Origin of the sequence: Prosthecobacter sp. (assembly GCF_044222565.1) — a bacterium.
GTDB lineage: Bacteria > Verrucomicrobiota > Verrucomicrobiia > Verrucomicrobiales > Verrucomicrobiaceae > Prosthecobacter.
Genome location: NZ_JBGANA010000014.1, coordinates 82674 through 103973, shown reverse-complemented (window position 1 = coordinate 103973; position 21300 = coordinate 82674). Strand labels below are relative to the sequence as shown.

Annotated in this window: 23 protein-coding genes and 1 tRNA gene; 11 read left to right on the top strand and 13 right to left on the bottom strand. The window is 58.0% G+C overall.

The window, feature by feature from the left end:
* Positions 1 to 227: 227 nt before the first annotated feature.
* Entirely contained in the window at positions 228 to 833 is a 606-nt protein-coding gene (locus tag ACILSR_RS20415) for a hypothetical protein (protein WP_184208840.1), read from the bottom strand.
* 209 nt (positions 834 to 1042) lie between these two features.
* Complete coding sequence (locus ACILSR_RS20410; RefSeq protein ID WP_184208838.1) at positions 1043 to 1693, bottom strand: recombinase family protein; 651 nt, start codon at positions 1691 to 1693, stop codon at positions 1043 to 1045.
* 129 nt (positions 1694 to 1822) lie between these two features.
* Here ACILSR_RS20410 and ACILSR_RS20405 point away from each other — a divergent pair, with 129 nt between their 5' ends.
* A complete protein-coding gene (locus ACILSR_RS20405) occupies positions 1823 to 2710 on the top strand; it encodes a kappa-carrageenase (protein ID WP_184208837.1) in 888 nt (295 codons plus the stop codon).
* Positions 2711 to 2925: 215 nt separating this feature from the next.
* On the opposite strand, the gene ACILSR_RS20400 is transcribed toward ACILSR_RS20405, so the two are convergent.
* The 7 genes from ACILSR_RS20400 to ACILSR_RS20370 form a co-directional block, all read right to left on the bottom strand.
* Positions 2926 to 3894, bottom strand: a complete 969-nt coding sequence (locus ACILSR_RS20400; RefSeq protein ID WP_395751639.1) for a hypothetical protein — start codon at positions 3892 to 3894, stop codon at positions 2926 to 2928.
* Between the two features lie 755 nt (positions 3895 to 4649).
* Complete coding sequence (locus tag ACILSR_RS20395) at positions 4650 to 5711, bottom strand: hypothetical protein (RefSeq protein WP_395738312.1); 1062 nt, start codon at positions 5709 to 5711, stop codon at positions 4650 to 4652.
* A gap of 160 nt (positions 5712 to 5871) precedes the next feature.
* Positions 5872 to 7650 (bottom strand): DUF6538 domain-containing protein, encoded by a 1779-nt coding sequence (locus ACILSR_RS20390; protein WP_395738311.1) that lies wholly within the window; start codon positions 7648 to 7650, stop codon positions 5872 to 5874.
* Between the two features lie 104 nt (positions 7651 to 7754).
* A tRNA-Ser gene (locus tag ACILSR_RS20385) sits at positions 7755 to 7841 on the bottom strand.
* 132 nt (positions 7842 to 7973) lie between these two features.
* Positions 7974 to 8597: a DNA-3-methyladenine glycosylase gene (locus tag ACILSR_RS20380; RefSeq protein ID WP_395751638.1), complete on the bottom strand. Its 624-nt coding sequence runs from the start codon at positions 8595 to 8597 to the stop codon at positions 7974 to 7976.
* A gap of 9 nt (positions 8598 to 8606) precedes the next feature.
* Entirely contained in the window at positions 8607 to 9350 is a 744-nt protein-coding gene (locus tag ACILSR_RS20375) for a VanW family protein (protein WP_395751637.1), read from the bottom strand.
* A 12-nt stretch (positions 9351 to 9362) separates the two neighbouring features.
* Positions 9363 to 10118, bottom strand: coding sequence for a Nif3-like dinuclear metal center hexameric protein (locus tag ACILSR_RS20370; protein WP_395751636.1), 756 nt, complete (start codon positions 10116 to 10118; stop codon positions 9363 to 9365).
* A 40-nt stretch (positions 10119 to 10158) separates the two neighbouring features.
* Here ACILSR_RS20370 and ACILSR_RS20365 point away from each other — a divergent pair, with 40 nt between their 5' ends.
* From ACILSR_RS20365 to ACILSR_RS20355, 3 genes are read left to right on the top strand one after another with little or no spacing between them, the layout of a single operon-like run.
* On the top strand, positions 10159 to 10920 hold the full coding sequence (locus ACILSR_RS20365; RefSeq protein WP_395751635.1) for a hypothetical protein: 762 nt from the start codon (positions 10159 to 10161) through the stop codon (positions 10918 to 10920).
* 2 nt (positions 10921 to 10922) lie between these two features.
* Positions 10923 to 11786, top strand: coding sequence for a tRNA glutamyl-Q(34) synthetase GluQRS (gluQRS, locus tag ACILSR_RS20360; RefSeq protein ID WP_395751725.1), 864 nt, complete (start codon positions 10923 to 10925; stop codon positions 11784 to 11786).
* Positions 11783 to 12181: a hypothetical protein gene (locus tag ACILSR_RS20355; RefSeq protein WP_395751634.1), complete on the top strand. Its 399-nt coding sequence runs from the start codon at positions 11783 to 11785 to the stop codon at positions 12179 to 12181. Before gluQRS ends, ACILSR_RS20355 begins: the two co-directional genes overlap by 4 nt.
* 13 nt (positions 12182 to 12194) lie before the next feature.
* On the opposite strand, the gene ACILSR_RS20350 is transcribed toward ACILSR_RS20355, so the two are convergent.
* Entirely contained in the window at positions 12195 to 12920 is a 726-nt protein-coding gene (locus ACILSR_RS20350; RefSeq protein WP_395751633.1) for a hypothetical protein, read from the bottom strand.
* Positions 12921 to 13026: 106 nt separating this feature from the next.
* Between ACILSR_RS20350 and hemL the strand changes: the two genes are divergently transcribed.
* The 7 genes from hemL to ACILSR_RS20315 all read left to right on the top strand — a co-directional run bounded on the left by hemL (position 13027) and on the right by ACILSR_RS20315 (position 18920).
* The gene (gene hemL / locus ACILSR_RS20345; RefSeq protein ID WP_395751632.1) at positions 13027 to 14313 is read left to right on the top strand and encodes a glutamate-1-semialdehyde 2,1-aminomutase; all 1287 of its coding nucleotides are present in this window, start codon (positions 13027 to 13029) and stop codon (positions 14311 to 14313) included.
* A gap of 42 nt (positions 14314 to 14355) precedes the next feature.
* A complete protein-coding gene (locus ACILSR_RS20340; RefSeq protein WP_395751631.1) occupies positions 14356 to 14646 on the top strand; it encodes a hypothetical protein in 291 nt (96 codons plus the stop codon).
* A complete protein-coding gene (locus ACILSR_RS20335) occupies positions 14639 to 14977 on the top strand; it encodes a type II toxin-antitoxin system RelE/ParE family toxin (RefSeq protein WP_395751630.1) in 339 nt (112 codons plus the stop codon). The genes ACILSR_RS20340 and ACILSR_RS20335 overlap by 8 nt, the downstream gene beginning before the upstream one ends.
* A 33-nt stretch (positions 14978 to 15010) precedes the next feature.
* A complete protein-coding gene (locus ACILSR_RS20330) occupies positions 15011 to 15358 on the top strand; it encodes a cupin domain-containing protein (RefSeq protein ID WP_184339700.1) in 348 nt (115 codons plus the stop codon).
* 17 nt (positions 15359 to 15375) lie between these two features.
* A complete protein-coding gene (locus tag ACILSR_RS20325; protein ID WP_395751629.1) occupies positions 15376 to 16902 on the top strand; it encodes a hypothetical protein in 1527 nt (508 codons plus the stop codon).
* Positions 16903 to 17012: 110 nt separating this feature from the next.
* Positions 17013 to 18224, top strand: a complete 1212-nt coding sequence (locus ACILSR_RS20320) for a redoxin family protein (protein ID WP_395751628.1) — start codon at positions 17013 to 17015, stop codon at positions 18222 to 18224.
* Between the two features lie 150 nt (positions 18225 to 18374).
* Entirely contained in the window at positions 18375 to 18920 is a 546-nt protein-coding gene (locus tag ACILSR_RS20315) for a hypothetical protein (RefSeq protein WP_395751627.1), read from the top strand.
* Between the two features lie 87 nt (positions 18921 to 19007).
* Here the strand turns inward: ACILSR_RS20315 and ACILSR_RS20310 are convergent, their stop codons facing one another.
* From ACILSR_RS20310 to ACILSR_RS20300, 3 genes are read right to left on the bottom strand one after another with little or no spacing between them, the layout of a single operon-like run.
* Positions 19008 to 19541 carry an RDD family protein gene (locus tag ACILSR_RS20310; protein WP_395751626.1) on the bottom strand — a complete coding sequence of 178 codons (534 nt, stop codon included), beginning with the start codon at positions 19539 to 19541 and terminating at the stop codon, positions 19008 to 19010.
* A gap of 41 nt (positions 19542 to 19582) precedes the next feature.
* A complete protein-coding gene (locus tag ACILSR_RS20305; protein ID WP_395751625.1) occupies positions 19583 to 20605 on the bottom strand; it encodes a murein hydrolase activator EnvC family protein in 1023 nt (340 codons plus the stop codon).
* A gap of 11 nt (positions 20606 to 20616) precedes the next feature.
* Positions 20617 to 21279, bottom strand: a complete 663-nt coding sequence (locus ACILSR_RS20300; RefSeq protein WP_395751624.1) for a hypothetical protein — start codon at positions 21277 to 21279, stop codon at positions 20617 to 20619.
* Positions 21280 to 21300: the final 21 nt, after the last annotated feature.

The window sequence follows — 21300 nt, the reverse complement described above, 5'->3', positions numbered from 1 at the left end:
GTGGTGACCGCGTGTCGTTTGTGGCCAGAGAGGGAGCGGTGGCCCGTCCTTCGCTCTTCGAGCTATGGAGGGCATTTTTTGCCGCTAAGGCGGCGGAAAATGGCGGAGAGGGTGGGAGAATACCCAAACGCCGTCTTTTCCTTGGAAATCAAGGGCTTAGGCCCGTGACATCGTGAATCAGTGTGCCGCTTCGGTGTGACACTGCAACCGTTTTGTGACTTGCTCACTCACTCGCGCAAGGGAGCACGCTTGGGCTTCGTCTGCTTTGTGTTCAAAACGAGCGGCGTTTGCAGCGTAACGGCTTCTCTTTCGGCCTTGGCATCTTCTTCCCGCTGGCGCTTCTTTTCCAGAATGATGCTGCCCAGCTTCTTGAGCAGTTCGGCAATCCCCCGCTGTCTCTTCATCCGAATCAAAACCTCAGGCGTTACGTCGGGGTCAGGCATCCAAGGCTTCGCATCTGACACGGCATGTTCATGGTGTTGCTGTCTGGCGAAGTCTTCCGGGAACCGTCGTTCCAGCATCCATGCTGCGGCCCGCCAGTCGCGCTTTGCCGCGTCACAGATGGATGAAACATGCACCTGCATGGCGACGGCTTGAGATTGCCGAAGTTGCTGGTAAAACTGGCAATATTCAGGCGGGGCACTTTCATTCTCTCCCCGCTTTTGCCAATGATTGAGCGTGTCGTATGACATGCCCGCGACTGCGGCAGCTTGCTTGAGCGGCATTCCCTGTTCAATCGCCTCCAGAAGCGCGGCTTGCCTAGTGGGGTTCAAAAGCGTGGGTCTGCCGGGCTTTTTGGCAGGATTCTTGGGAATGTAAACGGGCTTGGGCATGGTGGGGCATCAGGCGATGTTCAATGCCCGGAACTACCATACGCAAAGCCAAACCAAGGCACGGAGAGGATAGCACGGTGCCCCCCTCGATTCAAAGCATGTATGCGCCGCAAAAAAGGACGCTCTGACTAGTGGCAGATCAGGCTTCCCGGCAAGTGAGCACCGGTTGCAACAAGGGGGCTTGAACACATGTGCGAAAGGAAGGCTTTTTAGGTGGCATTGTCGAGACGCTTCAAAAGGCGGTGAACTGATGTGCTGTGCCATTGCTTGCCTTGCGGGGTGGCAATGCCACGAGCATTCAACGCAGTGGCAACTTCACGAACGGCGGTGATGCCTTCGGATTTGAGGGCTTCAATCGTGGCCTCCAAGTTGTGTGCTGTCTTCACAGCTTGCTCGTGATTGGCCTTGCCCAGCTTCGCACCGTGTTTGCCCAAGACCACGCCTCTTGCCTTGGCACTGGCGAGAGCGGCTTTGGTGCGGGAGGAGATGGCACGTGCTTCCTCTTCTGCGACGGCGGCGAGAATTTGCACCGTGAGGCGGTTAGCGGTCGGGTTGTCCACTGCCAAGAACTCAATCCGGGACTCCATCAGGCCGGAAATGAAGTGGAGATTGCGGGCCAGTCTGTCCAGCTTGGCAATGATGAGCGTTGCTTTCTGCTTCTTGCATAGAGCGAGGGCGGCGTTTAGCTGCGGGCGGTTCTTGCGCTTGCCGCTCTCCACTTCCACGAACTCGCCAACGAGGTTCCACTTGCCGCCGTTCAGGTAGCTTTCAACGGCTGCCTTTTGGGCTTCTAGTCCAAGGCCGCTCTGGCCCTGTTTCGCTGTCGAAACGCGGTAATAAGCTACAAATTTGCCATCCATGTTCACACATATATGCTCGTATATGTGTGAACACAAAAGGAAAGTGTTATTTTTGAATGTGTCGAAGACGAAATGCCATGTGCGAAGCGGTTGATGGCTTTAATTGAATGGTGTCCATTCTTTTCATCTATGAAAACTATTCTCTGCGCACTCACAACACTCCTGCTGTTCGCGAACGCTCATGCAGACCCATCTCAACCCAATCTTGTGAAACCATTGGGCCAAACCGGTTTGTGGGAGCAGAAGCCCGCGTTCTCAGATGAATTCGATGGCGCGGCAGTCGATCCTAAGAAGTGGACAACAAATATTGCGAGTTGGGGACCCTGGACATGGGATGAGAAGAACGCGGTTCAGAAGGACGGCAAGCTAGTGCTGAGCATGACCTATGAACCGCATACACGGAAGAACGGTCTATCGCTGTCTTACAAGTCGGGCATCTTCCGCTCGAAGCTGAAACGCACCTACGGCTATTACGAGGCGCGAATCAAAGGTTGTAGCCTCTTCCCTGGGGCCTGTCCCGCGTTCTGGATTTACAGCGATGGCAAGACCTCAACAGGCGAGGTGCGCTATTGCGAGATCGATTTCGTCGAACTGCAAATGAACGAACTCAATCGCGAAACCAAGGTGCGCGACTCCGTGAATCAGATCGACATGAATCTTCATCTGCGACTTGCAGACAAAGACGGGAAGGTCCGCTGGGTCAGGCCGGGAACGGACCCTGCGCTCTGTAAGAATGCTTGGACGGCTCCTTGGGACCCGCGTGAGGATTTTCACGTCTATGGCTGCGATGTCACCCCTGAAAACATCATCTGGTATATCGATGGCAAGGAAGTTGCCCGGAAGCCCAACCAATACTGGCACCTGCCGATGAACCTCACTCTCTCCCTTGGACTAAGGTATCCGCACATCGGTTGGGTGGGGCAAGAGATGAAACCCCAACCACTGGCAGCAACGGAGAAGGGTTTTCCCACATCAATGGAAGTGGACTATGTGCGTGTGTGGGAGCGCAAGTCCTAGAGCGCGATTCTTGCCAGAAGCAACAGCCTCGCGCTGTAGGCCTTAATAAAATAGTGATTTCGAGAACACACATTCAGATTAGCCCTTCCCACGGAAAACCGGGCGATTTCGGGGCAAAAAGCGGGCAACGATTGTTTGAACACACTTTCAGAAGCGGAGACGGCCAAGTTGAACACATGTGCGAGCCTTGGCGGCAGAGCTAAGGCCGGGGAATGTCACTCACGGACACGGACGGGAGGCGAGAGGCTGGTGGGTTGCAGGACGAATTCGGATAGGTCAATGCCCATCAAGGCTAAAAGAGGATCACCTGCTATCGAGGAAAGGGCGTCTGCGGCGTCCTTATAGGCGTCGGTGAGCACATAAAACTTCCGTTTGTGGTCAAATCGGATGATTCCGCGCTCCGCCAGCGTCTTGAGGGCATCGGAATACGGCCCTTTCTTGATGCCACCACGGTAGCCTTTGTGAAAGCAGAGCCAGATGAGCATGGTTTGAATTCGATCCATGCGTGTTTGCTTGAAAATCGTGGGGGGAATGGCCTCAAAGACGGCGGTAATCAGTTCCAAGAGCGTCTTGGGCTTCAATTCGGGCGTTTGCACGGTTTGCAAATGCTCCATGACGTTGTTCATGTGCTTCGCCGCCCGTTGCCGGAGTGCTTTGAGCAGATGCGGAACATCGTCCCAAGAGCGCCCGCCTGCTTCCGGGTTCAATCCGGCCTCTTTAAGAAGCGCGGCCCGCTGATTGTAGAGTTCGGAATGCACAATCTCGAATCGAATGCGCTTGTTGGTCTTAGCGTAGAGCTTCAAACGCACGTTTTCGGCTATCGGGATGCTGAAACAAGGAGAGTTGTAGAAGCGCCCGGCTTCCTTCACCTGCATTTTGTGCATGGCAGCGGTTCCCTCTGCTTTGGAAAGGTGCATGAGTTTCGTTCCGATCTCCCAAACAGTGGTAATCGGATTGTCTGCGGGGAACTCCCAGAGCGTTTCCACTTCGCTAAGGCTGTATGAGTCTTCCCGATCCCAGCCCATGTGCTTCCAATCGGTTTCCGGGTCATTTTGAAGCACGCTCGTTTCAATAATGTCGCAGGCGCGGGACAATTCCTTGCCCATTTGATCCCCGATCAACTCCAGATACTTCGGCAAGTGTTCTCTATTGGCATACTTCTGCCATTCGGGAGTGGAGGGCAACCAGTTGTCCTGCTCATCAAAGGATTGTTCATCTCCGTGAACACAGCGTTTGCCCTTCCGCCTTTGAAGACGCGGCGTGTGCGGCCTTTTGGGGTTGTCCTGTGGCGGCTGATGCCGGATGAAGCGTTGCAAATTCAGGGACAGTCTCAATCTGGCAAGATGGACATGATCTCCCGTGATAGGCAGGCGGTATTTGTCCTCGTAGAAAAGGCAGTGACCGCCACACAAAGGAGGCTCTTGGCGGCGTGAATCCTTCGGGTGAACGAGGGCTTGTTTCCGAATCACTAGCTTGTTGGAATTCTTGTCAGAAATGATCCGGCGAAAGAAGGCTCCATACAGCGGCTTGCCACCCGGAACGATGTCGGACTCCCATGCGAAATCATTCAGGTAGCCTTTTTCCGCCTCCTCTGAATCGTCTTCGGGTGGGGAACCCAGGTAGCTCTTGAATTCATCCACCATCTCATCACCGGGCGTCAGGCCAAGCACACGCCACGTCCCTAAGTCCAAATCAATTTTATCCTCTCCGGCATCTTCGGGAAGGAACTGCGTAGCGAGGGAAAAGGGCGATGAATTCAAGGCTTGAGCAGGGGGACTGCTTCAAAAATGGCATATTCGATGGTTTTTGCTCGTGTGACTTTGTTCTATAGTAGGCTCGCACATGTGTTCAAAATCGGCTGGTGAGGACTACTCCGCCAATCTGCCACCGTGAGGGAGGTTCCGTGCTTTTGAAAACGAGGGGGCGTGCCATGCGGCACTCAGTCCGTGCTTTTCCGTGGCTTGAATATCTGAACTTTGCTCTCCCCCTCCTGCCGCATGAGCTTCCAATCTCCGAACTCGTCACGGAAGAAGAAGTAACGATAGTGCCCGCCGTAAGGGTCGGGGTTGCTGCGAACCGGGAAAAGTAAAGTGCCAGCCGGAACCCGCCCGCCAGTAGAAATCATGGTTTCACCGCGCTCAAATTTGCCACGCGGCCCTGCATATGAAAACCTTCTGATGATCTCATCGCTTGGGCCGCCGTCGTTGTTTTCGACTGCTGGCGCTTGCTTGACCTCCTCCGGGCGAGGAGTGAACAAGAACATGACAAGTGGAAGTCCTGAATCTGATTTGCCAGTGGAAACCATTGATACGCTAAGGTTGCGCAACGACTCGCCCGAACCTTTTACATCGTCAGAGCCGTCAGCCTCTTTTGTCAGACGGTCCACCAGTCCCCAAGCCTCGCCAGTATTCGCTTCCGGGGACAGAACAAAAATCACCGTATTGGCGAGCAGATATGATTCCTGACTTCTCTCTGGCGGGTGCTTGGTAAAAGCACACATCAATGTGCAAATCCGTTTCGTCTTCGGTTCAAGGTTGATTTTGATGTCGCTTCCATCATCGAACACGCATGACACCCACGGTTCGCCATCAATCGTCTCCTCTTTGAAGGACTCGATTTGCAATCGCTGTTGTTCCTTGTTGAAGGCCGTGCGGAATTCCTCGGCAGTCATGGCAAAAGTCCGCTTCTCTGCGACTGCATCCGCTTTGTCTCCCCCAAAGAAACAGCTTTTCAAAAGCATCATCACCCCCAAGGCAACGATAATGAGGCAACCGCAGCCAAGAATCTCGTCCTTCTTTGTGACAGGCGGCTTTGAAGGCGCTGCTTCTCGTGTTTGAGTTGGGGCTTCGGGGAGGGCTGGCGGTTGCGTATTGTCCATTTGTTTGAGGGGCAGAAAATCAATCTCTGCCACCGCGCCCGGATGATCCGAACGGGTGGCCGGAGAGTTGATAAGCCGCACAAGGACGACCGCGACGGCCTTTAAGCCGGAGGCTCTGGACATAACCGCCGCCTCCCGGCCATTTTCATGGTGGGAAGCGGCGTGTTTCGCGGCACACGCCCGCCGCCTTATGCGAGGTTATCAAGACTCGGCTGGCATCTCTGCCAGCAATGCGAAACTACAGAGTCAGCGGAAAACGCGCAACTGTGAAAAGCGCGTTGCTTCAATCCTCACGGGGGACTGGTTGAGGTTTTGTCCTTGCCGTGTGAAGATGTGACAAATCGAGGCCGGGGTATTCGATCTTGATGATGTCTTCGGCGAGTGTGCGGAGGTAGCCCGCCCCTCTGCCGTAATGGTTCATTTGACGGCTTGCCGGGCCTTCACCGTCTTCCCAGCCTGCGAGGCGTGCCACCGTCTCAGCGGGGAGCCGTGCCGCCCTTGTGGCGTCCCTAAACTGGTGCCTGAAACTGTGCATGGTTGCCCGGCACCCGCTGCCCACGGTCAATTCCACGAAGCGGGCGAACCATTTGGAAAAGGCATCGGAGAAATAGCCCTTGTGACCCGGCGTGAGTTCCGGGAACAAGCGAGGGGATGCACTGTCACGCCTGCGTTCTTGAACGAAATCCATGAAGCCAAGCCGCACCAATTCAGGATGCAATGGAACCTCGCGCTTGCTCTGTTTTGTTTTGAGCTTCTTTTCGCATTTGCTGCCGTCTTCCCGTTCCTCGCGAATGGCTATGAAGGTGATGCCTTCAACGGTCTTCACGTCTTCCGTGTAAAGCTGGCAGGCTTCGTTGCAGCGGAAGCCGTGAAACAGAGACAGCAATGGAACCCAAAAGCGCCCGCCGCGTTCCTTGCCTTGGGCGCATTCCATGTGAAGCGACGAGCGGAAAAGGCGGTTCAGTTCCTCAATCGTGAACTGTGGGCGGGGGGCCGAAACAGCGCCACTTTCAAAAGTTTTGCCAAGCCTTCTGTTTTTGGCCGGGTTCTCAGGGATCATTTTGAAGTCCACCGCCAGATTGAACAGGGCCATGATTTGAATATGGTTATTGCGGAGAGTTTTGGGACTCAAGCGCCTACGGTCTTCCGCTTTGTCCGCTGCCTCCACGGCCTGCGCCAAAGTCATTCCCTTGTAACGCTTCGTGGCGTTTGGTGGAACGCGACGCAACAAATCGAAAAGTTGCCAAATGTCTTCTGGCTGAATCGTGGCAAGCTGCCGTTGCCCTCCAAAAAATTCGCGGATGAGACGGCAAGCCAGCTTGGAAGCATCCTCACTTTTGAGGCTGAGATTTTCGTCTTTGATGATCCGCTTCCGCAGTTCCAAAAGATCGTTCACAGTCTTCCCTTTGGGCTTCTCCGCTGCCGCTTCTGCGTAGGGATGAACGCCTTTGAAAAGGGGATCATGTTCCTTCACGATTTCGCCCTTGAGCATGTCTTGAGCGCGGCGGTAATACTCCAAAAGCGCCCGCAAGAAAACCGGGCGGAGCGTCTTGAAAGCGGGGCTTGTCACTGCGCATTCAATGTTTTCCGCCTTGAGGAACCGCTGCAATTCGCGGGTGCCGTCCAGCGGCTTGCCTTGGAAGACCTCGCCGCGTGCCAAGTCGTATTCATCATCTTGAACATTAGAGCGCATTTGCTCGCGTTCGTGCTCCGAGAGAAAGCGGCCCTCCTCCTGCATCCATTCCTCGAACTTGTGTTCAAAGCTGGCGAGGTAGCGGACGGCCATTTGATAGGCTTCCTTTTCAGGAATGACCGTCAAAAGCTGCTTTTCCTCCTTGGCCGGGGGAGCCTTTGAAGCCCGAAGTTTGTTCCTTGTGAGGTCAAAGATTTGGGCGGCTCGCTCATGTTCGGCAATGACTTTGCGGCAGGCTTCCCGGTAGTCGGATGTTCTCAAAGCCTTGCGGAGCATCTTCTTTCCAAGGGCGGCTTGGAGTTCGAGAGGCACTTTGAAGTTGGTATAGTAGCGCTGTTTGCGAAGCAGCAAACCCTGTTGGCGGGGCATGTCTTGGAAGGGGGCAAGTGTGACAGTTCGGGGTTCCATGTCACTACCTTACCCCTTGATCCCCAAGGCCGTCCAAGCATCTAAGGTGCTCGAAAACGGGGCGGCGGAGAGGGTGGGATTCGAACCCACGGTAGTTGTTACACTACGTCTGATTTCGAGTCAGGTGCCTTCAACCACTCAGCCACCTCTCCGGATCATTTGCGAGGACGGAGAGTACCGCGTCTGTGAATGAATGCAAGGCGCGGGTTGAGGTGGGGGTGGAGTTTTGAGGGGGAGGGGCAGAGAGATGTGAGGGCTGGTGGAGCGTGGCGGAAGCGGTGAGCTCATCTCGACGGAGCGAGATGGCCACTTTTGGGGAGCTTTACCTTGCCGTGTTTGACGCTGAGGTGGGGGCTGTGGCGGGAGAGGAAGCGCCAGGGGTAGTCAATGGCCTGGCTGATGCCGACGCGGATGTCGGTGGCGATTTCGTGATCTGATGAAGAGTGCTGGATGAGGCCGCAGCCGGCGGGGCGGCCTTTGCCGGTCATGGGGAGGCCGTGATGGGTACCATCAATGCCGAGGGCGAGCGCGAGCTTGCCGGGGCCGGAGCAGAGTTCGTGGAGTTTTTCGCGATGGCGGCGCTGCTGCATTTGCGGGATGCCACGGGTGGGCTCGAGGGCGCGGATGAGGATGAGGCCGTCCTGGGAGCCGCCTTTGACGAGGAGATTGAAGAGCCAGTACATGCCGTAGTTGAAATAGACGTAGGCGGTGCCCGCGGGGTGGGTTTTGACGAACTCGCGCGCGCTGGGGCGGGTGGCGGTGTGGCAGGCCGGATCTCCCTCCACGGTGTAGGCTTCGGTCTCGACGATGACGCCGGCGCTGCCTTTCCAGACGAGTTCGACGCCGATGAGTTCGCGCGCGACGGTGAGGACATCGCGCTGGAAGAAGGAGGTGCCGAGGTAAGGCATGCAGAGGAATCACTCGCTGCGGAAGCAGGAGCCTACGCCGCAGGTGGCGCAGGAGTTCAAAGGGGTGGCTGGTGAAGGCTCGGCGGGTGCAATGGGACCCCGGGGCAGTTTCTCCGAGCAGCGGATGCGTACCTGCAGCTGAGTGTCTGTGACCACGACTTCCATGCGCCAGGGGAGACGGGCACGCATGCGGAGATCGACATAGTTCCAGAACACGGTGGCATCCCGACCGATGCGGGCGAGGGAGCCGACGGAGGAATTGGTATGGGCGTGGCGTTCGACGATATCGAGGCCTGCCTCGAGAGCGGCATTGTAAATGGCACCGGAGAGCTGGCAGAGGCCGCCACCTATTTGGGGGATGAGGCAACCTTCGCGAAGCTCGCGGCCTTCGGCGTAGCCTTTGCGGCGGGTGATGCGTCCGAGGTGCGCCCAGAAGCTCCAGATTTTACCGGCGGGTATTTCGACGCCGTTGAGCGCGGCTGCGGCCACGCGGAGGTTTTGCACCTTGCCGTCCTGCAGCTCCTTTTCGCGAGGAGAGGTGTGCTGGTCGCGTCGTAGATCGGACTGCCACTGGGCGACGATGGGCAGAGCGGCCAGAGCGTCCGTCTTTGCGTGGGGGTGAATGCCTTCGCGCTGGTTTTTGATGCCACGGCGGAGTTGGTGGACTTTGGCCTTGGCGAGAAAAAGAAGTGCCGTCCAGCGGGTGGGTTCAGGATGGGCGTGCAGAGGTGGGTGGGCAGCCGCAACATTCATGGCGGGATGATCTCACAAACCGGTGGGGTGGTCCACAAATTCCCAGGGGATGCCGAACTTGGATTCGATGTAGGCGGAGAGGGCCTTCACGCCGAAGGTCTCGGTGGCGTAGTGGCCGCCATAGATGAGGTTGACGCCGATTTCTTCTGCGAGGGTGTAGCTCCAGTGGGGGCCTTCGCCGGTGATGAAGGTGTCGATGCCGGCCTTGGCGACGGTGGCGACTTCGGAGCCTGCGCCGCCGGTCATGATGCCGATCTTGCGGCAGGTGGCAGGGCCGCCGGGGCAGAGATGAACGCGGGCGCCGGTGGCGGTGGCGAGGCGCTGCACGAGTTCGTCGCGGCTGATTTCGGTTTCGATTTTCGCGCCGTTTTCAGTGCCCTTGGTTTTCATGAAGTTGCCGCAGGGTTCGAAGCCGAGGGCGCGGGCGAGGACGGCGTCGTTGCCGAGCGTGGGGTGGAAATCGAGCGGGAGGTGGCAGCTATAGACGGCGAGGCCGGCATCGAGGGCGGTCTTGATCTTTTGGAAGACGGGGCCGGTCCAGGTTTGGAGGCCGGTCCAGAACATGCCGTGGTGGACGATGAGGAGGTCTGCACCTGCGGCGGCGGCTTTGGTGATGACGGGCAGGGTGGCGTCGACTGCGGCAACGATCTTGGTGACTTGGCCGCTGCGGTTTTCGAGCTGGAGGCCGTTGAGCGCGTTGGAGTAGTCGGGGATTTCTGAGATGCGCAGTTCGGTGTCGAGGTGGGAGACGAGGTCGGCGAGATTCATGCTGGACAGGGGGTGGTGCGGTTCGATAGCTTGGGACATCATGTGCTGCTTCACAGGAAAAGTCGAGGAGGTCAAAAACACGCGCATCTTTGGCCGGGTGGGTGAGCGTGGGAATCAGGTGATCATCTATCAGATGTCGGCGAAGGTGCCGCAGGATCTGGCGATGGTGCTGCCGGTGCCGGTGAAAAAAGGCACGGGGGAGAAAGAGGTGAAGTTTTTTGACTTCTCGAAGTATGAATCGGTGTTCGATGATCTTTGGGAGATGTTTCCCGCTCCGAGGTCTACTTATGGGGATCCATTTGGGGCGGTGCCGGCAGCTGCGCCGAGCCGGTCTCTTCAGGTCGTCTCAGTGGGGGCCTATGATGCGAGCTTTGTGCCGACGGCGGCGGATTTCAGCCGGCTGGATGAGCGCTTTCGGCTGCCCGAGGGGACATGGGACAAGCTGCCGGGATACGCTGACTTTGGCTTTGCGGTGTTCAAGCTGAAGCCGGGGAATGCGCAGGTGCATCCGATGGCGTTTTCATTTCCGACGGCGCTGGCGGGGACGGTGTTTTTTCCGACGATGCACATTCACGACGGGAAGATCCATGCGAAGGAAATTTTTGACCACACGCTGTATCTGCAAGGCTCTGGGCTGGATGTGATGGGTGGCGGGTGGGCAGAATCGCCGGGGCTGGCGGTCACCAAGGTGAAGTGTGGCTACACGCATGGGATGGTGAGGCCGGAGATGCATGTGTATCGAAGCCAGATCCGTGGGAAAAACGAGAATGGCGACATTTTGGTGAAGCCGAAAAAGGCGTGAGCATGACCATGGCTGAGGTGACGCGATTTGCCCCGAGCCCGACCGGATGGCTGCATCTGGGGCATGCGTATGCGGCGCTGTTTGCGCATGAGCAGGCGGCTGGCGGGAGGTTTCTGATCCGGCTGGAAGACATCGACGGCACGCGGGCGAGGCCGGAATATGAGGCGGCGATCTTTGAGGATCTGGCGTGGCTGGGGCTGGAGTGGGAGAAGCCGGTGCGAAGGCAGTCGGATCACTTTGACGATTATCGGGCGGCTTTGACAAAGCTGGAGGGGCTGGGGGTTCTGTATCCGTGCTTTTGCACGAGGCGGGAGATTCAGGAGGAGATCGCACGGGCGGGGAATGCGCCGCAGGGGCCGGACGGGCCGCTGTACCCGGGGACGTGTCGGGGCCGGAGCGCGGAGGAGCGTGCGCAGCGGATGGCGGCGGGAGAGCAGTATGCGCTAAGGCTGGATGTGGCGAAGGCGGCGGGGCTGGTGGAAGGCGAGCTGAGCTGGAAGGATCGGGGGCGCGGGGTTTTCAAGGCGCAGCCGGGGGTTTTTGGAGATGTGGTGCTGGCGCGGAAGGACACGCCTGCGAGCTACCATCTTGCGGTGGTGGTGGATGATGCGCTGCAAGGGATCACGCTGGTGACGCGGGGTGAGGATCTACTGGAGGCGACGCATCTGCACCGGTTGCTGCAGGCGCTGCTGGGACTGCCAGTGCCGGAGTGGCGGCACCATGGGCTGATCGTGGATGAGAACGGGAAGCGGCTGGCGAAGCGGGATGATGCGCGGTCGCTGAGGAGTCTGAGGGCGGACGGGTGGACCCCCGAACGAGTGAGGAATATGATCAAAATTCAAACAGATCACGTCAAGCTAACATGATTCACTTCGAAGACTTTCCGTATGCTCAGCTTCGCGAAGCGATGAACACGATTGCGGGTCGTATGGCCACGGTGTTTGTCGCCATGGTGCTGGGAAGTTTGCTGGCATCGTTTACCGCCACGGAGTCATGGAGTGACATGTTCGGGTGCATTCCTCCTATCAGCTGGTTACTGGAACTTTTTAATGGGCGCGGTTTCATCGTACTGCCCGGCATCGTTGTCTTTGCCATCCTGTTTGTGAGGATGCAATGGCCCCTGCCGCTGGTTTTACTGGTGACTGCAGTCATGTGGTGGGATGGCCATGGTGCCATCCGTTGGGCAAGGTACGACAGCCCTGCCGTCAAGCGGGGGCAGGAGTTCGCGTGGCCGATGGGGCGTGGCAGCCAATCAAAGTAATCGATCCCCTGTTTCAAAACCCGACGACGGGAGGGGGGACGGTGCGGGCACCGCCACCGCCGAGGGGATTGCCCTTGGACTCTTCGATTTCGGAGACCACATTGTCCTTGAAGCTGATGCTGAGGGTGCCGACTTCGACGCGAACATAGACCACGGTCTGGACAATCTGGCCGAAGGAATTGACGCCGGTGCTGGTCTGCGGGACCTGGTCGTAGATGGCGTATTCCACGCGCTCCTCCTTGCCTGCGGCGGTGACTTTGCTGGACTTGCGGGAGGGCTTGCCCATGGAGGCCTGGACTTCCTCCCGGGTCATGCCGAGCGCGACCTGCTTGTGCTGGATGAGCTCATCGACCAGCTTGGTGCGCTCATAGAGTTTTTTGAGGTTCGTGTTTAGATTGGGGTCGGTGGAGAGCATGTCGGCCATGCGGACCCAGCCGGCGACATCGCCGTGGCGGGCGCGGCCGCGGACCCGGTAGGCGGTGTCAGACATGGCCAGCAGCGTGACGACGGTGCCGGGGGCGAAGGAACCAAGAGCGCCCTGCAATTTGCTGGTGGGGTAAACGGGGGCTTCCAGCTGTACTTTGAGTATGATGGGCTTGGGGGTCATGCCCTCCAGCGCAAAAGTGCCGGGCTCGACGGTGGGCAGGGAGGAGCGATTGCGCGGGGAGGAGGCGGCAGACTGCCCCGGGGCGGCCTGAGTGATGCAGAGGGCGAGGAGGACCAAACAGATCGCTTTCATGGCAGGGTGGCTGGGAATTCGGCTGAGAGTAGCCGACTCAGACGGTTATGAGCAACCTTTTGTTCGACGCATAAAATCTCCCGCGTATTCCTTTCCACCCCCAGCCATGCCAAACGGACCCCTTTCCACCAAGCTCTTCGACCTCGCCAAACAGTACATCCCCGGAGGTGTGAACTCGCCTGTGCGCGCCTTCCGCAACGTGGGCGGAGATCCCTTCTTTGTGAAACGCGCCAAAGGCTGCCGCATCTACGATGTGGATGACCGCTGCATGATCGACTACGTGGGCACCTGGGGGCCGGCCATCCTGGGGCATGCGCCCATTTCAGTCATTGAGGCGATCCACAATGCGGCGAAGGAGGGGGTGAGCTTTGGCATCCCGAACCTGTATGAGGTGGAGATGGCGCGGACAATTTGTGAATGGGTGCCGAGCATCCAGAAGGTGCGGATGGTGAGCAGCGGCACGGAGGCGACGATGTCGGCGATCCGTCTGGCGCGTGGATTTACCGGAAGGGACCGGCTGGTGAAGTTTGACGGGTGCTATCATGGGCATTCGGACAGCCTGCTGGTGGCCGCGGGCAGCGGGGCGCTGACGCATGGGAACCCGGACAGTGCGGGGGTGCCGAAGAGTTTTGCGGAGCTGACGAGCGTGCTGCCTTTCAACGATGAGGCGGCGCTGGAGGAGCTGTTTGAGAAACAGGGGCATGAGATCGCGTGTGTGATCGTGGAGCCGTATCCGGCGAATGCGGGTCTGATTTTACCGAAGCCGGGCTTCTTGCAGAAGCTGCGGGACATCACGGCGAAGCATGGGGCGCTGCTGATTTTTGATGAGGTGATGACGGGTTTCCGTCTCGCCCGTGGCGGGGTGCAGGAGCTGGAGAAGATCACGCCGGATCTGACCTGCCTGGGCAAGGTGATCGGCGGTGGCCTGCCGGTGGGTGCGTTTGGGGGGCGTGCGGATGTGATGGACAAGCTGGCGCCTATCGGGCCGGTGTATCAGGCGGGCACGCTGAGCGGCAATCCGGTGGCGCTGGCGGCGGGCCTGGCGCAACTGCGTGAGCTGGAGAAGAAGAATGGCTACGCGCTGCTGGAGAATCTTGGGCAGATCATGGAGGACGCTGTGCTGGAGGTGCTCAAGAAGAAGGGCCTGAACTACCGGTGGTATCGCAAGGGAAGCATGTTCTGCCTGTTCTTTACGGAGAAGGAAGTGCTCAGCCTGCAGGATGCGAAGACGTCAGACTTGGCGGCGTTTCGGAAGTTCTTTCATTACTGCCTGGACCATGGGGTGTACTTTGCGCCGAGCCAGTTTGAGACGGGATTCATCAGCATGGCGCACAGCCGGGATGACCTGGAGCAGACGGCGGAGGTGGCTGCGGCGGCGCTGGGGGCGTTGTAAAATTGGGGGTGTAACCCGGCGGAAACAGGTTATTCTTTTTTCATGCCACAGCTCACCATCGACGTTCCGGAAACGCTCATGCCGCTTCTCACCCGCAAGGCTGAAGGCGTGCGGGAGACTCCGGAGGAATTCATCGTGAGCTATTTGTCGGTGAACCTGGACCAAGATGACTCTGCTCTACCGCAAGGCATGACGTCGGAAGAGCAGAAGCGTCTGGAGGACATTTTGGAGGAAAGGGACAAGGGGCCGTTTGTACCCGTGCCCGATGATTTGGTGGATAGAGTCATGGAGAAGGCCATGGCACGGGTTCATGGCCACAAGGTGCATGTTTGATCCTTTGCGGCATATGCACCCCGATGTGGGTGAGGTCGATCTGGTCGAGATCGCAGAGCACATTGCGATGGATGATCCCGATGCCGCAAGGAGGGTGGTGAGTGCAATTCGTGACATGTTTATCCTTCTGTCGGGCCATCCTCTGCTGGGAACTGAATACCATCCGCTCCGTCGCTCTCTCCAAGGCATTCGTATGATCACGGTTCCTGAGTATTCCAACTACCTCATCTATTACCGCCCGCTCTCGGAGAATAGCGGGGTGCGTATTTTGTATGTGCTCCACGGTGCCCGTGATGCTGTAGCATTTGCCAAAGTACACAGCCGCCAGTAATCCTTCGTCATTCGGTTTTACTCATTTGTTTTTATGTCTGAACCTCGTTTTGCCGTTGCCCAGCTGGATGAAATCACGCCGACGCCTTGTCCTTGTGGGCAGGCGAGGAGGGCGTTTAAGGAGGACTGGAACACGCTGGCGACGGTGCACCTGACGGACATCCATGCGGACTCGAAGGCGCACTACCACAAGAAGATGACGGAGATCTACATTGTGCTGGAGGGGGAGGGCCATCTGGAGGTGGATGGGCAGATCGTGCCGCTGAAGCCGATGACGACGGTGATGATCCGGCCGGGGTGCGTGCATCGGGCGGTGGGGAAGCTCAAGATCATCAATGTGCCGATGCCGCCGTTTGATCCGGCGGATGAATTTGAGGTGTGATTTTATTTCTGCGGACGATGAAGCGTTTTCTGTCTCTCCGCTTTTTTGCCAAGCTGGTGGCAGGCTTGGTGGTGCTGTGCGTGATCGGAGTCGGTGTGGAAAACTGGACGGGTGCCCGTGCTCTGGCGGAGGCCAGGGAAGACTTCATGGCGAAGGGCGGGGTGCTCGAATTTGCGGCGATGCAGGCAAAGCCTCTGCCGACGGAAACAAACTTTCTCGCGATTGAGCAGTTGGATGGCATTTCGGTCCCTCGAGAAGAAGAGGAGTTGCCGATTCATCGCAAGCTTCTGGCATTGGACTGGGCGTATGCGGCCATTGATAAAAATCCCAAAGCGCCGCGCCCGAATCTGAATGGCGGCAGCGCGACGAGCGTGCCTCTGGATGTGCAGGGCACCGCTGCCTACCTTTCTGAAACCTCCTACATCGATACCGCGCCGGATGCTGATGCGGCTCAAGTCCTGGCGGCGATCGACAGGCTGCATCCGCTGCTCAAGGAACTGAGTGACGCCGCGGTGGACCGGCGCGAGGCGTGCTTTGATCATTCCGCCTCACTGGGTTATGTCCGTGCACCTTATAAGCTCGCGACACTACACTTGAACGGGGCGTTGCGAGCCGCCAAGGGTCTTGAATTGCGGGCGCAGATGGCTGCGGCAGCCGGCGATGCCGAAAGCGCAGTGCGATCCGTCCAAGCCTCGATGCGCTTTACTCAGGCGCTGTGTCAGGAGCCGCTGCTGATCGGCCTGCTCTCTGGCACCGCGACGGCCGACTTTGATGTGAACTCCCTATGGTACTTGCTCAGTCAACATACGGCTTCCGCAGAGCAACTGGCACGGCTGCAGGCGGATCTGGAGCGGCTGGACCTCATGCGTGCGCAGTTCCAGGCCATGCGTGGCGAACTGGTGTGGCAGATGGAGAGCATCGAGTGGTACAAGGGGCATCGCGATGACTTCCTCAAAGTCTTTTCGGAAATGCAGTTCATCAAGGAGCAGACGGAGCCGGCGTGGCATGTGTCGGCGGCCCTTCACATGATTCCGTCGGGGTGGTTTGATCATAACGGGGCCACTGCATTGCGGCTGGGGTCCGTGTATCTGATTGAGCCGGCGATGAGCCGTGACGGGCGCGGAATGATGCGCGCCTTTGATGAAATATATGATTTGTTGAAGAAAAATCATGGAATGGCTTCGCCGCATCATGCGTGGAGCGTGCTCGGCTTTTCCTCGTTCCGGATGATCATTCAACAGGCCATCTATTGTGAAGCTTTGAGACGTCAGTGCCTTGCCGCGATTGCGATTGAGCGCTACCGGCTGATGCATGGGAAGCTGCCTGTGGCGCTGAGCAATGTGGTGCCGGAGTTTCTTGCCAAGGTGCCGCAGGACATCATGGACGATGCGCCGATGCGGTACCGGGCAGAGGGGGACGGAAAGTTTGCGCTTTGGTCCATCGGGTGGGACGGGAAGGACGATGGTGGCATACGCCCGGAGGGCAAAGAAGCGAAACGCGCCAACAAGGCAAACTACGTCGGAGACTGGGTGTGGAAAAACTGAGGTGAGAGGCTGGTGAAGCCGGGGCAAAAAGGAGGTGTGAAAAATTCGAATCGCGACTCGTTTGAGGTATGTTGGAAATGTCAGGCGGCCAAACCTGAATGATGAAGACTATGAACAAGCTTGCTCCCCTTTTGCTGACGATGCTACTGCCGGCGCTCTCACATGCTGAAACACCGAAGGCAAAGAAGTCGGCCATGCCCGAGGGATTTCACGAACTCAAGATCGGGGATACAGCGCCGGATTTTGATCTCGTCGGCATTGATGAGGAGAAGCACACGCTGAGGAATTATGAGGACGCCGATCTGCTCATGATCGCTTTTTTGAGCAATCACTGCCCGACATCCCAGGCGGTGGAGGGGCGGATCAAAAAACTGCAGAAGGACTTCAAGGGGAAGGGGCTGAAGGTGGTGGCGATCAATCCGAATGATCCGGCGGCGCTAAGGCCGGATGAGCTGGGCTACTCGAAGTACAACGACAGCTTTCCGGAGATGAAGCTGCACGCGAAGGAGCAGGGCTTTACGTTTCCCTATCTCTACGATGGGGACACGCAGAAAACGGCGCTGGCGTATGGCTGCCTGGCGACTCCGCACGTGATGATTTTCGACAAGGAGCGCAAGCTTCGCTACCAGGGGAGGCTGGATGATTCACGCTATGGGGATGACAGCACGGTGACGTCTCCTGATGCGCGCAATGCCATCGAGGCGCTGCTGGCGGGCAAGCCGGTGCCGGTGGAGGTGACCCCACCGCATGGGTGCTCGACGAAGTGGATCGACAAACGGAAGCAACTGGTGGCTGACAACGAGAAGTGGGAGAAGGGGGAGGTGGAGGTGGAGCTGATCGATGCGAAGGGCGTTGCGGCGTTGCGCAAGAATGACACGAAGAAGGTGCGCCTCTTCAATGTGTGGGCCACCTGGTGCGGGCCGTGCGTGAAGGAGTTTCCGGAGCTGGTGGCGACGTCGCGGAAGTTTGGCCTGCGGGATTTTGAGTTCATCAGCATCAGCATGGATGACCCGAAGACGATCGATGAGGTGAAGGCGTTTCTGGAGAAGCACAACGCGGTGGTGCCGGACAAGCTGAAGCCCTCCCTCAAGGCCGAGGGACGCAAAGGCAACGCCTACGTCTTCAATGGAGCAAGCCAGGATGAACTGATCAAGGCGCTGGATTCCGAGTGGCCCGGCCCGATCCCGCACACCGTGGTGGTGGCACCGGGAGGCGAGGTGATCTTCCGTCACAACGGCCAGATCGACGGGGACGAACTGCGCGCGAAGATTTTGGAACACATGGGCCGGTTTTACAAACCGGAGGCGGAAGCGAAGCCGTGAGGCTGGGCAACGCATGGTTTTCCACCAAGTATTGTTGTAATGCTTTGAGATGAACTCGGGATCTTTTTAGCATTCTGTTTGTGTTTGTTCCTCAGCGGATGCAAGCCAAGAGCTGCCCAAACTCTGCTGCCGCCGCAAGCTAAAATGCCTATGAAACCAGAACTTCTGTATCCCTACATCGTCACCAAGGAGTATCTCGAACATGGTGCTCCACAGCCTGACGGATTTACAAAACCTCTGGGGCAAGGTGTGTATGCCACACTTGTCTGCGACTTGAACGGCTTAGTTAGGAATGTACTTCCGACAGAACTGGCACAAGCGGGGCTAAGCTCCGACGAGGCGCTCGCGCGAGCCCAAGCCAATCTGGAGAAGATGATTCAGTCCCAGACGATTCACAGTGCGGTTTTACCCAAAGGTCCTCATGGAAAGCCATTCGTTCTTTTCGGTGGCCACTGGGGCGCGGCTTCTGTTTGCACATGGAGCGGACTTCACAGGATCGCTGCGAGAGCGCTCGGGACAGAGCGACTGGTTTTGTCGATCCCGCACAGGGAGGCGCTGATCATATTTGCTGATGGTGAGTCTGATTACATCACGGCAATGCAAGAAATGATTCGAGAGAACGAAGCCGATGGGACAAAGCCTTTGACCTGGGATTTGTTTGTTTTGGCCCCGGATGGCCTCAAGCCAAAGTCCTGAACAGGAATGTTCAGGACTTTGGCGAAGATTTTGGAACACATGGGCCGGTTTTACAAACCGGAGGCGGAAGCGAAGCCGTGAGGCTTATCAAGCTGCTGGCAGCGCATTCAGATCGATGACTTTGGTGTCGGCGATGTCATCGTGGAGGGTGTTGTGCTGGGTGCGGAAGATGCAAAGAGCGTCCACCAGAGCGAAGATGGCTCCCACACAGGGGATCATGACGATGAGCTGCACCGGCAGGAGGCGTTTGAGGATGATGTGGGAGCGCTCCACCGGGGTGCCATTTTTCCGCACGATACGCAGGCCGAGGACGCCTTTGCCAATGGTCTGGCCGCGGCCCAGGTGACCCCAGTTCAGGGCAAGCATGACTAAAAGCCCCACAGGCGCCCAGAGCAGCTGCTCCGGACTCCATGAGCCACCGCCATGGGAGGCGCGCTCCATCGTGCGCGCGAAGTAACCACCGAACCACATGAGGGGAAGCATGATGACCGACGAAATCAATGAGTCGAGCACGCTGGCCCCAAGACGCCGCCAGGGAGAGGCCAGAGTCTGATTTACCTCCGGAACGGCCGGAATGATGTTTGCTTGGGGCGGCGCGTAAGGATTGACAGGATCGTTCATGGTGTGGGCATTGTGGGCCACACAGCATTTTTCTGTCCAGCTTAAAATGAACCGCAGACCAGTTTCACAAAATTCAATCCATCCGGCGTCAGCTTGCCAGTGCTGCCACTGCCAGAAACACAGCCACGGGTGTTTGTGTAATGAGGGATCCCTGCGTCCCTGACCCAGGTAAGGACGGGCGCTGCAACCGGGGCGGTGGAGGCCTTGACCGCCAGTGGCAGCCCCCAGCGGCTGAAGGTGACCTCCCAACTGGCGGGCCTGCCCATGGGCCGGGAGCCATCCAGCAGCCAGGGGTAGTTCTTCAGAATTTCCATCTCGGCATTGCCAGGCACCGCGACGCGGTAGGCGCTCTCCGTAGCCTTTACGGCGCCAGCCACGGTGAGGGCTGGGTTCTTTTTCTGCGCCAAGTAAAGCGACTGGAGATCGAGTCCGATGAGATTGAGGCCGTTGTAAAGACCGTGATGATTCGGGGTGGCGAAGCTGGCATTGTGCCAGGCCTCGAAGCGGCTGGAGAGGAAGAGGTTCAGCTCCACATGCAGATGGGCGCGACGCTGGTCGATGCCGCTGCCGGTGTAGCCAAGCAGGCCCAAAACCGTGCCAGCCTGCACCTTCTGTCCGGTGCTGACATTCGCCACGGCCAGATGTGCGTAGAGAGAGAAGTAGGGGCTGCCACCCCAATTGTGCTGCACCACGACATAGCGGCCGTAATTGCTCAAGCCCGAGGCTGCGGCGACATAGACCACGACGCCATCGGCGATCGCCCCGACCTGATCCTGCGGATTGCCTTTGGCATCCCGCTGCAGAGGCTTGATGTCGAGACCTTCGTGGAAACGTGCGTAGGCGATGCGGCTGCCAAAGCGGCGGGGATCACGGACAAAGCCAAACTGTCCGCCCTCCCAGGGGGTGGTTTTGGAGCCCTCGAAGTCGCGGTCCACAAACTGGAAAAACTCCGAGGGAGAGTCATACAGTGCGTGGTTGGCGGTGGGAAGCTGCAGCTGCTGTGCTGGCAGGACGCCAGCGAGCAAGGAGAGCAGAGAAAGGGAAAGCGCGAGACGCATCATCATCATTATCGTCATCAGGTGCCGGGGAGCTTGTAGCCTTCGAAGGGCAGGTCCTTCGGCTTCTTCGGTGCAGGACGGACCACGCCGCGCTCCTTGGCCTGTGCCGCGGCTTTTTCAGCAGCCTCCAGGGCTTTGGCATCTCTGCGGGAGTTCATTTTTTCCTTGCCTGTGGAGGGCAGCATGTCGTCCATCAGACGCGAGGAGGACTTCATGTATTTGAGGCGCGGGTAGAACTTGTCCATCTCATCGATCGTCTGCTGGGAAAGCCCGCGCCAGATGATGAAACGGCCGTTGGTGATCGGCTGATCGATCTCGACCATGTCGATGGGAAGGCCATTGACCATGGTGAGGATGTACATGCCGCGGTACTGGCGGGTGGCGAGATCCAGCGCCGTACGGCCTTTGGTGTCGAGCTGCAGGAGCACGCCAAAGTAGCCGACATCCTTTTCATCCGGGAAGGGCTCGAATCCCGAAATGCTGCGCTGGCTGAACTCGGGAATCTTTTTGAAGATCATCTCCTGGCCGAAGATGGGCAGCTTCATGAGCTCGTGGGGATGCTCGATTTCATTGGTCTGCACGTGCGCAGTGATGAGGAGTTTGTTCTCCCGGAGGGTGTCACAACTGGCCAGCAGACCTGAAAGGGACAGCACGAAAACGGCGCGGAAAAGGAGTCGCATGCAGGCATCAAACCAAAGACG

What these genes read in the sequence shown, in the direction of transcription:
- ACILSR_RS20415 (WP_184208840.1), bottom strand. Translation starts at nt 833, where the DNA reads ATGCCCAAGCCCGTTTACATTCCCAAGAATCCTGCCAAAAAGCCCGGC.
- ACILSR_RS20410 (WP_184208838.1), bottom strand. Translation starts at nt 1,693, where the DNA reads ATGGATGGCAAATTTGTAGCTTATTACCGCGTTTCGACAGCGAAACAG.
- ACILSR_RS20405 (WP_184208837.1), top strand. Translation starts at nt 1,823, where the DNA reads ATGAAAACTATTCTCTGCGCACTCACAACACTCCTGCTGTTCGCGAAC.
- ACILSR_RS20395 (WP_395738312.1), bottom strand. Translation starts at nt 5,711, where the DNA reads ATGTCCAGAGCCTCCGGCTTAAAGGCCGTCGCGGTCGTCCTTGTGCGG.
- ACILSR_RS20390 (WP_395738311.1), bottom strand. Translation starts at nt 7,650, where the DNA reads ATGCCCCGCCAACAGGGTTTGCTGCTTCGCAAACAGCGCTACTATACC.
- ACILSR_RS20380 (WP_395751638.1), bottom strand. Translation starts at nt 8,597, where the DNA reads ATGCCTTACCTCGGCACCTCCTTCTTCCAGCGCGATGTCCTCACCGTC.
- ACILSR_RS20375 (WP_395751637.1), bottom strand. Translation starts at nt 9,350, where the DNA reads ATGAATGTTGCGGCTGCCCACCCACCTCTGCACGCCCATCCTGAACCC.
- ACILSR_RS20370 (WP_395751636.1), bottom strand. Translation starts at nt 10,118, where the DNA reads ATGAATCTCGCCGACCTCGTCTCCCACCTCGACACCGAACTGCGCATC.
- ACILSR_RS20365 (WP_395751635.1), top strand. Translation starts at nt 10,159, where the DNA reads ATGTGCTGCTTCACAGGAAAAGTCGAGGAGGTCAAAAACACGCGCATC.
- gluQRS (WP_395751725.1), top strand. Translation starts at nt 10,923, where the DNA reads ATGACCATGGCTGAGGTGACGCGATTTGCCCCGAGCCCGACCGGATGG.
- ACILSR_RS20355 (WP_395751634.1), top strand. Translation starts at nt 11,783, where the DNA reads ATGATTCACTTCGAAGACTTTCCGTATGCTCAGCTTCGCGAAGCGATG.
- ACILSR_RS20350 (WP_395751633.1), bottom strand. Translation starts at nt 12,920, where the DNA reads ATGAAAGCGATCTGTTTGGTCCTCCTCGCCCTCTGCATCACTCAGGCC.
- hemL (WP_395751632.1), top strand. Translation starts at nt 13,027, where the DNA reads ATGCCAAACGGACCCCTTTCCACCAAGCTCTTCGACCTCGCCAAACAG.
- ACILSR_RS20340 (WP_395751631.1), top strand. Translation starts at nt 14,356, where the DNA reads ATGCCACAGCTCACCATCGACGTTCCGGAAACGCTCATGCCGCTTCTC.
- ACILSR_RS20335 (WP_395751630.1), top strand. Translation starts at nt 14,639, where the DNA reads ATGTTTGATCCTTTGCGGCATATGCACCCCGATGTGGGTGAGGTCGAT.
- ACILSR_RS20330 (WP_184339700.1), top strand. Translation starts at nt 15,011, where the DNA reads ATGTCTGAACCTCGTTTTGCCGTTGCCCAGCTGGATGAAATCACGCCG.
- ACILSR_RS20325 (WP_395751629.1), top strand. Translation starts at nt 15,376, where the DNA reads ATGAAGCGTTTTCTGTCTCTCCGCTTTTTTGCCAAGCTGGTGGCAGGC.
- ACILSR_RS20320 (WP_395751628.1), top strand. Translation starts at nt 17,013, where the DNA reads ATGAACAAGCTTGCTCCCCTTTTGCTGACGATGCTACTGCCGGCGCTC.
- ACILSR_RS20315 (WP_395751627.1), top strand. Translation starts at nt 18,375, where the DNA reads ATGAAACCAGAACTTCTGTATCCCTACATCGTCACCAAGGAGTATCTC.
- ACILSR_RS20310 (WP_395751626.1), bottom strand. Translation starts at nt 19,541, where the DNA reads ATGAACGATCCTGTCAATCCTTACGCGCCGCCCCAAGCAAACATCATT.
- ACILSR_RS20305 (WP_395751625.1), bottom strand. Translation starts at nt 20,605, where the DNA reads ATGATGATGCGTCTCGCGCTTTCCCTTTCTCTGCTCTCCTTGCTCGCT.
- ACILSR_RS20300 (WP_395751624.1), bottom strand. Translation starts at nt 21,279, where the DNA reads ATGCGACTCCTTTTCCGCGCCGTTTTCGTGCTGTCCCTTTCAGGTCTG.